General features: G+C 68.1%; 4 protein-coding genes and 1 pseudogene. All 5 read right to left on the bottom strand.

The features are described 5' to 3' along the window. The coding region (locus B4C31_RS04840; protein WP_291531562.1) for an ATP-binding cassette domain-containing protein at positions 1 to 960 on the bottom strand (960 nt) is incomplete at its 3' end. Positions 961 to 1,102: 142 nt separating this feature from the next. After that, positions 1,103 to 2,200, bottom strand: a complete 1,098-nt coding sequence (locus B4C31_RS04845) for an Mrp/NBP35 family ATP-binding protein (protein ID WP_291531563.1) — start codon at positions 2,198 to 2,200, stop codon at positions 1,103 to 1,105. 119 nt (positions 2,201 to 2,319) lie between these two features. After that, on the bottom strand, positions 2,320 to 4,008 hold the full coding sequence (locus B4C31_RS04850) for an FAD-dependent oxidoreductase (protein ID WP_291531564.1): 1,689 nt from the start codon (positions 4,006 to 4,008) through the stop codon (positions 2,320 to 2,322). A gap of 126 nt (positions 4,009 to 4,134) precedes the next feature. Continuing rightward, entirely contained in the window at positions 4,135 to 6,888 is a 2,754-nt protein-coding gene (gene ligA / locus B4C31_RS04855) for an NAD-dependent DNA ligase LigA (protein ID WP_291531565.1), read from the bottom strand. Positions 6,889 to 6,976: 88 nt separating this feature from the next. Further along, positions 6,977 to 9,042, bottom strand: a pseudogene (locus B4C31_RS04860) (tetratricopeptide repeat protein); the annotation flags it as partial.

Genomic DNA, 9,042 nt, shown 5'->3' on the forward strand with positions numbered 1-9,042 from the left:
TCGGCCCGCCGCTGGGCGTTGGCCTGCGTATAGCCGCCCTGATAGACGTTGGCCACGGTCACATTGCGGTGGCCGACGTGTCTGCGCTCGAATATCAGGCTCCGTCCGCAGGTGACGTCGATCAGGTCCACATCGTGCGAGATGAGCACGCCGATGCCTCGGAAGCCGCCCATCGCCGCGGCGATGGCGTTGCGGGTCGGCTCGTCCACATGGTTGGTCGGTTCGTCGAGCACCANNGCGCTCCTGACGCTTCTCCAGATAGTAGGCATAGTTGCCACGATAAGTATAGACACTTTGGTCGTCTATTTCCAGTATCACCGAACACACCCGATCCAGAAAATAGCGGTCGTGCGTCACCATGAGCAACGTCTTGTTGCCACGGCTCAGATACCCCTCCAGCCACACAATCATATCAAGGTCGAGGTGGTTGGTCGGTTCGTCGAGCACCAACAGGTCGGGCCGCTTGGCCAGCGCGCAGGCGATCTGCACGCGTTTGGCCTCGCCGCCGGAGAGCGTGTCATAGCGGTACAGCCAGTCGTCATCCAGACGCAGGGCCTGTCTGACCGCCAGGGCCTCGGGCGACCAGTCGGCGGCGAAGTCCTCAAGGTTGTCGGGAACGTCATCGGTCGACTGCGGGCAGACCGCGATGACCAGTCTGACCGGCGCCGGCGAGACGCTCCCCGCGTCGGGGGTGAGACGTCCGGTGGCGATGGCGGCCAGGGTCGATTTGCCGATACCGTTGTCGCCGAGCACGGCGGTCCACCCCTGGGGGAAGGAGACCGAGATGTCCTCAAACAGCGGCTCGGGGATACCCGGATAGGTGAAATCGATATGGGATAGTGTCAGCATGATGGGTTGCGCCATGATGTTCCTCTCGGGCGCGCCGCAAACGGACAGGATCGATGACGACTGCTGCAAGCCTAGGATGGTGCGGCGGCGCGCCACAATGCGCATCGCCATCCGCAACAGTCATCCTATCGGCTGAGCAATGTCCCGATCATCCTTCCGCTGAGCCTCCCTGGCATATGAGGAGGCCATCCGACATACCGCCCTCCAGTATAACCGCCGATGACGGAATCGCCAATACCGGCCAGGCCAAGCCCTAGGCCATCAGCCGTTCGGCCACGGACTTGAAGATGCGGCCCAGACCGTCGGTCCTCAGGGAGCCGTCCCTATTGAGCACGGCGGGACGCCCCGACTCGCCGGTCTCACGGATCTCGGGGACCAGCGGCAGCCGGCCCATCAGCGGCACCTCATAGCCCAGCGCCCGGGTCAGCTGATCGGAGACGCGCTCGCCGCCGCCGTTGCCGAAGATCTCCAGCCGTTCGCCCTTGTAGTCGAACCAGCTCATGTTCTCGACCACGCCGCGCACCTTCATCGGCACCTGCAGCGCCACCAGCCCGGAGCGCACGGCCACATCGGAGGCGCTGGGCTGCGGCGTGGTGACGACGACCAGTTCCGCGTTCGGCAGGGTCTGCGCCACCGAGATCGCCATATCGCCGGTGCCGGGCGCCAGGTCGAGCAGCAGCACGTCCGGCTCCCCCCACCATACATCGGACAGGAATTGCTCCAGGGAGCGCTGCAGTCTGGGCCCGCGCCACAGAATCGCCCGATCGGCCCCGGCGAACATGCCGATGGAGATCAGCTTGACCCCCCATGCGGTCACGGGCATCAGCATGCCGTTGAGGTTGGTCGGCTGGCTGGTCACGCCGAACAGCGACGGCAGGGAGAATCCGTAGATGTCGGCGTCGATGGCGGCCGTGTCATAGCCGAGCGCGGCGAATGTGGCGGCCAGGTTGGCGGTGACCGACGATTTGCCGACGCCACCCTTGCCGGAGGCGATGGCGAAGATGCGGGTCCTGCTGCCCGGCTTGGTGAACGGGTTCTGCCGCCGTTCCGCCTTGAGTCTGTTCACGAGCGCGGCGAGTTTGTCGTCGTCCATCGTGGAGACCTCGATATGAGGGATCAGGTCGGCATCCGGATAGGAGGCGACCGCCGCGTTGATCCGATGGGTGATCGCATCCGACAGCGGACAGCCCTCCACGGTGAGCTCCACGTGCACGGTCACGTCATAGACGCCGTCCGCGGCGGGCGTGACCTCAATCGCCGGGATCATGCCCAGTTCGGTGATCGACCGCCCCAGTTCGGGGTCGATGACCTTGCTCAGCCGGTCGTAGATGTCGGCTTCGATCCGTTCCATGGCTCCTCCTCGCGTCGGCCGGTGCTTGGACATGCTTCCACCCTAGCGTGCGATCGCACGCCATGCCAGAGCGACGCCCCGCCGTGTCGGCCAGTCCGGCGGGAGCGCCGTGCGCCGGTTCAGTCGAAGCAGTAGGCGGTCACGATCGGCTCGCGGCCGGTGGTGACGTCGGTGAAGTATTCGTACAGGCTGATGCCGAGCATGCTGCCGCCCAGGTTGACCACATTCGTGAACCCGTGCCCCTGCAGCAGGCGGACGGCGTTGTAGCTGGTCTGCGAGGACCGGCAGTTCAGATACACCGGCCGGTCGGTGGGGATCTCGTCCAGCCGCCCGCGCATCTGCGTGAGCGGGATATTGACCGCCCCTTTGAGATGCGCCCTGGCGAAGGCACCGGGTTCGCGCACGTCGATGATCGTCGCCCCGGATTCCACGAGTGCGCGCGCCTGGTCCACATGGGTCTGCCGGTAGTCGCCGCCCAGCAGGTTGCCGGCCACGAGCGCGGCCACGTTGACCGGGTCCTTGGCGTTGGAGAACGGCGGCGCGTAGCACAGTTCCAGATCGCGCAGATCGTCCACGACGGCACCGAACTTGATGGCCGTGGCCACCACGTCGATGCGTTTGGCGGCATCCCCCTGACCGATGGCCTGCGCGCCGAGCACGCGTCCGGTCGGCACCTCGAAGATCAGCTTGACGTGCAGCGGCCGCGAGTCCGGCATCAGCGAGACCTTGTCCTGCGGGATGACGTACGCGTAGTCGTAGCGCAGCCCCTCGCGCTCGCACTGCGCGGCGGTCAGCCCGGTGCCGGCCGCGTTCCATTCGAACACCTTGATGCAGTTGGATCCGATGTATCCGGTGTTGCGCACGGCGCGGCCGCAGATGTGGTCGGCGACCTGCCGCGCCTGCTTCTGCGCGGGTCCGGCGAGCTGGAGCATCATCGGGCGATGGGTCAGCGCGTTCGTGACCTCGATGGCGTCGCCGATCGCGTAGATGTCCGGGTCGTTCGTCCGGTAGGAGGCGTCGGTCAGGATCGCCCCGCGCCCGTTCACGTCCAGTCCGGCGTCGGCGGCGAGCGCCGTGTCCGGGCGGACGCCGACGGCCATGACGACGGCCTGTCCCTCAACCACGCGTCCGGAGGCCAGGGTCAGGTCGTTGCCGTCGCAGCAGGTCACCTGGTCGCCGACGATGAGGTTCACGCCGTGGTCGAGCAGGGCCTTGTGCAGGATCTGGACCATGTCATGGTCGAAGGTGTTCAGGATCTGCGGTGCGGCCTCCACCAGCGAGACCTGATACCCCGCTTCGACGAGGTTGACCGCGGCCTCCACGCCGATGAACCCGCCGCCGACCACGCTGACGCGCGTCACGCCGCGTTCAGTCAGGAACGTGTGCAGACGGTCGACGTCGGTGACGGTTTTCAGCGTGAACACGTCGGCCTGGTCGACGCCGGGGATGGGCGGGACGATGGCCTGCGCGCCCGGCGAGAGGATGAGTTTGTCGTACGACTCGTCGTACTCGGTGCCGTCGGTCAGGTTCCGGACGCGGACGGTGCGCGAGTCGCGGTCGATGGCGACGGCCTCGCTGTTGACGCGCGCGCCGATGCGGTACCGTGCGGCGAACGCCTGCGGGGTCATCATGACGAGTTTGCCGGTGCTGTCGACGGTGCCGCTCAGTCGGAACGGCAGGCTGCAATTGGAGAACGAGACGTGCGGCCCCTTGTCGAGCATGACGATCTCGGCCCGCTCGTCCAACCGGCGCAGACGCGTCGCCGCGGTGGCGCCTGCCGCCACGCCTCCGATGATCACGACCTTCATGGCAACCTCCTTGCACACCATGGGCTCATCCTGCGAGCCGACGTCTTCCTTCAGCATAACCCGCGACCGTTGGCCATGGCGGCGGCCCGCACCGAATCGACCGATCCGGCGCATCATCTGCGACGGTCACGCCTCGCCGGTTTCCAGCAGCCGCTTGAAGCCGTCCTCGTCGAGCATCGGCAGCCCCAGTTCCTCGGCCTTGGCGGCCTTGGATCCGGCGTTCGCGCCGACGACGACGTAGTCGGTCTTCCTGCTGACCGATCCGGCCGCCTTGCCGCCACGGGCGATGATCGCCTCCTTGGCGGAGTCTCGCGAGAAGTCCTCGAGCGAGCCGGTGACCACCACGGTCTTGCCGGTCAGGGTCTGCGGCAGGTCGTTGGTCTCCACAGTGGTGCCGACGCCGGCCGCGCGCCACGCCTTCAGGATCGCGCCGCGCCAGTCGCCGTCCTCGCGTGCCGCGGCGAACCAGTGCACCACCGATTCGGCGATCTCCGGGCCGATGCCGTCGATCTGCGAGAGGTCCTCCGCGGTGGCGTTCGCGATCGCGTCGAGCGAGCCGAACGCGGAGGCGACCAGCCGCGCGGTGGGCGGGCCCAGGCGTCGGATCGACAACGCCACGAGCACGCGCCACAGGTCCGCGTGCCGGGCCTTCTCGATCTCATCAAGCATCTTGCGCGCGTTCTCCATCGGCCGGGTGATGATCGGCTGGACGCCCGTCCCCTTCGTCTCCGTGCGCACGACAACCGCATCGGATGGCACGTCATACCCCGGATACGCCGTCGCCCCTGCGGAGTCGGCACGGCTCTCCGCACCCGTCGGCTCCCCGACATGCCCGTCCGTGGTTTCCGACGCGCCTTCCCGTTCGGCCAATTGTTTGGCGGTGAGCTTCCGGGCGGGGGCCGGCGCGGTCCAGAACGCCTCGGTCTGGTACCACAGCCCGCTGCCGCCGATGCGCCTGCGCACCTTCTTGCGCGTGCCGTTCGCTCCGACGCTTTCGCGCACCTCGATGATCGGGATCTCGCGCCAGACGCGCACGTCGCGCAGGTCGTCCACGTTCAGGTCGAACAGCCCGGCCTCGCTGGTCAGCACGGGGGTCTGCGCCGGCGGCAGCGTCAGGCCCGGAACCGGCTCGTAGTCGGCCGGCTCCTCGCCGGGCGCCACCACGATCTCGTGCCGGGTGCCGCCCAGGTGCGGGGCGTACAGCTCCACCGCATCGGGACGGTTCTCCTCGGGATTGGTCAGGGCGATGGCGCTCTGATCGCCCAGGTGCTCGATGTCGAAGGCCTTGCGCGAGGCCAGGTTGATGATGCGTTCGGTCAGCTGCGCCGGACAGCTCTCCACATTCGGGCAGCGGATGTCCTTGTCGCCCTCCTTGGCCGGGGCGAGTCTGGCCCCGCAGGAGGGGCAGCGCTCCGGCATGACGAATTCGCGCAGCCGATCCTCGCGCCCTTTGCGGCGTTCCAGCACCGGTCCGACCAGTTCGGGGATCACGTCGCCGGCCTTGCGCACGACGACCGTGTCCCCGATGAGCACGCCCTTGCGTTTGACCTCGAAGGGGTTGTGCAGGGTGGTGCGGGCCACGGTGGAGCCGGCCACATGCACGGGTTTCAGGATGGCGACCGGCGTGACGCGGCCGGTGCGGCCGACCTGCACGGTGATGTCGAGCAGTTCGGTGTTGACCTCCTCCGGCGGGTATTTGTAGGCAACCGCCCAGCGCGGGGCGCGCGAGGTGGCCCCCAGCGCGCGCTGCAGCGCCAGATCGTCGACCTTGACCACGATGCCGTCGAGCGCGTGTTCGATGTCGCCGCGGTGTTCGCCGTAGTAGTCGATCATCTCCAGGACCTCGTCGAAGGTGGAGACGGTGCGGTTGTGCGGGGAGACGGGGATGCCCCACTTGCGGTACAGGTCGTAGGCCTGCGACTGGTCGGCGATCTCGTCGTGCGAGCCGGCGGCGCGTCCGGCGCCCCAGTCGAGCCGGCCGATGCCGTGCGCGTAGAAGCTCAGGCGACGCGTGGCGGTGATGCGCGGGTCCTTCTGCCGCAGCGATCCGGCCGCGGCGTTCCGCGGATTGGCGAACGGCGCACGCCCCGCATCCGCGTTCTCATCGTTCAGGGCCCGGAAGTCGTCCCACCGCATGAACACCTCGCCGCGGATCTCCACGAAGTCGGGGATATCCGAGGACTCGCCGCCCAGGGTCTGCGGGATCGAGGCGATGGTGCGCACGTTCAGCGTGATGTCCTCGCCGGTCACACCGTCGCCGCGGGTCAGTCCCTGTTCGAGCACGCCGCCGCGGTAGATGAGGTTCAGCGCCAGGCCGTCGATCTTGACCTCGCAGCTCATCGGCAGCGCCCGGCCCTCGGGCCAGTCCAGGTCGCGGCGCACGCCGTCGTACCAGTCACGCAGCTCCTCGATCGAAAACACGTCGTCCAGGCTCATCATGCGCGAGGGGTGCCGGACCGAGGCGAACTCGTTCGAGAACGTGCCCCCGACGCGGTGCGTGGGCGACTGCGGCGAATCCAGCGAGGGGAACGCCGCCTCCAGCGCCTTCAGGCAGCGCATGCGCGCATCGTAGGCGGCGTCGGAGGATACCGGCGCATCGTCGATGTAGTAGGCGATCTGGTCGGACTCCACCCACGCGGCCACCTTGGCCCACAGCCGGGCCGCATCATCCGCGTCCAATGCGGACGCATCCAGCGCGGACAGCCGCATCGCGTCCGCGTCGTTGGCCTGCAGCGCGCCGATCCAGGCCGCCGACCCGGGGGCGAACGCGGCCGCGCCGGTCGGCACCTCCGCTTCGACCGTCGTCTCCCCTGAGCCATCGACAACGTCGAAATCCCACGCCAGCTGTTCGGATTCAGGGCTGGAAGGCGTCCTGCTCATCGTTGCTCCCCGCGTCTAGACTGTTCGATACTCATCCGATTCTAACGGTCCCCGACCCGCCGGACGGCACCGGAAAGCCGCCCGACGTTCAGGAGCTCAGGGAGCGCAGGAACTGGGCCTGAACCACGTCGATGCCGTCATGGCCCGTGTCGTCCATGCGCGCCGCCGCCACGGACAGCGTGCGGGCCGGCACGAACATGCCCTGGTCCACGCATACGCGGGCCGCCTTGCGCACGATCGAGGCGACCTCGGTGTGCGGCCATACCGGCAGGCCATGGTCGGCCAGCACCTTGGCCGCCTCCTCCACGCTTTCGGGCACGTTCAGGCACTGCGAATGGGCCCGGGCGAGCAGCTCGTTCAGCTCGGCGTCCAACGCGCCGATCCGACCCGGCGCGATGCGCTCGCTCATCAGGTAGGCGGCCGCGGCCACCTCGAACTGGTCGCGCATCCATTCGGCGTAGGCGAACCGGTAGTAGGCGAACGCGGCGTCGTCGCGGTCCAGGGCCACGCGCAACGCGTTCAGGCAGGCGGCGCGCGCCGAATCCCAATCCTCGTTGCGAGCCAGCTGCACGGCCAGCTTCATATGCGACAACGAGTAGGCGGGCGCGTAGGAGACCATGGCGTTCAGATGCGGCAGCGCCGCCTCCACGCCCTTGAGCTGGGAGAGGATGTCGGCCAATTCCATATGCGTGTAGAACACGTTGTCCGGGATGAGCACCGTGCGCTCCCCCGGCGTGGCGAACAGGCGGTTGTACACCACACGCTCCGCATACGAGTTGAAGTACCGGGGCACGCCGTCCACCGCGGCGAACAGCGATTCGACATGCGCGAGCGCCGCTTCGGCCGTCCCGATCGCCTGCTCGGCGCGGCCGGAGAACAGCAGGTCTCGCGCCTTGAGCCGTTCGGCGTCCAGGTCGGCCGACAGGCTGAACTCGAAATCGGGGGTGTCCGTGCCGTCGATCAGGGCGCTGGTCACCTGCGGGGCCAATGCGGTCAGTTCGGGGTCGTCGATGCGTTCGATCAGCGCCATCGCCTGCTGCGCCTTGGCCACGGTCGGCATCGAGCCGTCCGCGGCGAGCCGGTGGAACTCCGCCACGCCGCGCTGCAGCAGGTCGGCGCGCTGGATCGACAGGCCCGTCACGTCACGGGTGCCCAGGATGCGGGCCACGGGCCTGGCGAACACCGCCTCGGCCAGTTCGGGCTCCTCCTGGGATCCGACCGGGGAGAACCGGCTGTCGCGCAGGTCGAACTGCGCGTCCACCGGCCGCAGTCCCCCATCGACGTCGACGTCCAGCACCGCGTCGAAGCGCCGGTAGGTCTCCAACGGATGGTTGAGCCCGTCGCGGCGCAGCAGCGCGAGGAAATCGTCGCGTCCGAACGTGACCGTCACCAGGTTGCGCACGGTCGGATTGCTCCGCAACGCCTCCAGCGGATCGTCCCCGCCGTCGGCGATGTCGGTGGCTTCCGCCACGCCGCCGGCGTCCTGCACATCCTCGGGCGCCGCGAACATCATCTCGTCGATGTCCACGTCGCGCATCAGGTCCTCGAACTGCGCGTCGATATTCGACTCGTCCGCCCGTTGCGCCTCCTCGCCCTCCGCCGCCTGATGCCGGCCGGGGGCGTCGGCGGCGTCGGTCTGCTCCAGCGGATCGTCGGATTGCAGGATATGCCGGCGCGCGGGGTCGCCGTGCACGTCACCGTCCTTCGGATCGCCCTTGGCGCCGCCCAACCCGGCCTCCGAGGTGCGGATGCGTTCGAACATGTGCAGCGCCTGGCTCATCAGTTCGCTGATGGCGCTGTCCTGCTCGGCCACGGCCTCCTCCAGGCCGATTGAATCGATATGCAGCGACACGCGTCTCACACGGCTGTCGGCGCCGAAGCTCAGCGCGGCGATCATCAGTCCCACACGTAGGTTGTACGCGGAGCTCATCGCGGCGCGCTGGTGCTCGTCGATCGACACCCAGCCGTGCCGGTCGGCGTCATACCGGCTTTCCGGCATCATCGAGGCGCCGGCAGTCGTGAACGCGATGGCCACGTTGCCCTCGGCGAGGTTCGAGCGGATCTCCGCGTCGAACCGGTACGGCAGGCGCAGCCGGCGCAGCAGCAGCGATATGGCCTGCCGGTACACCCATTCCGATCCGTCGGCGTCCGTCA

The sequence above is a fragment of the Bifidobacterium sp. UBA4282 genome, from assembly GCF_002394995.1.
GTDB lineage: Bacteria > Actinomycetota > Actinomycetes > Actinomycetales > Bifidobacteriaceae > Bifidobacterium > Bifidobacterium pullorum_B.

Coding starts and splice junctions, on each gene's coding strand:
- B4C31_RS04850 (WP_291531564.1), bottom strand. CDS start 4,008: ATGAAGGTCGTGATCATCGGAGGCGTGGCGGCAGGCGCCACCGCGGCG.
- B4C31_RS04845 (WP_291531563.1), bottom strand. CDS start 2,200: ATGGAACGGATCGAAGCCGACATCTACGACCGGCTGAGCAAGGTCATC.
- ligA (WP_291531565.1), bottom strand. CDS start 6,888: ATGAGCAGGACGCCTTCCAGCCCTGAATCCGAACAGCTGGCGTGGGAT.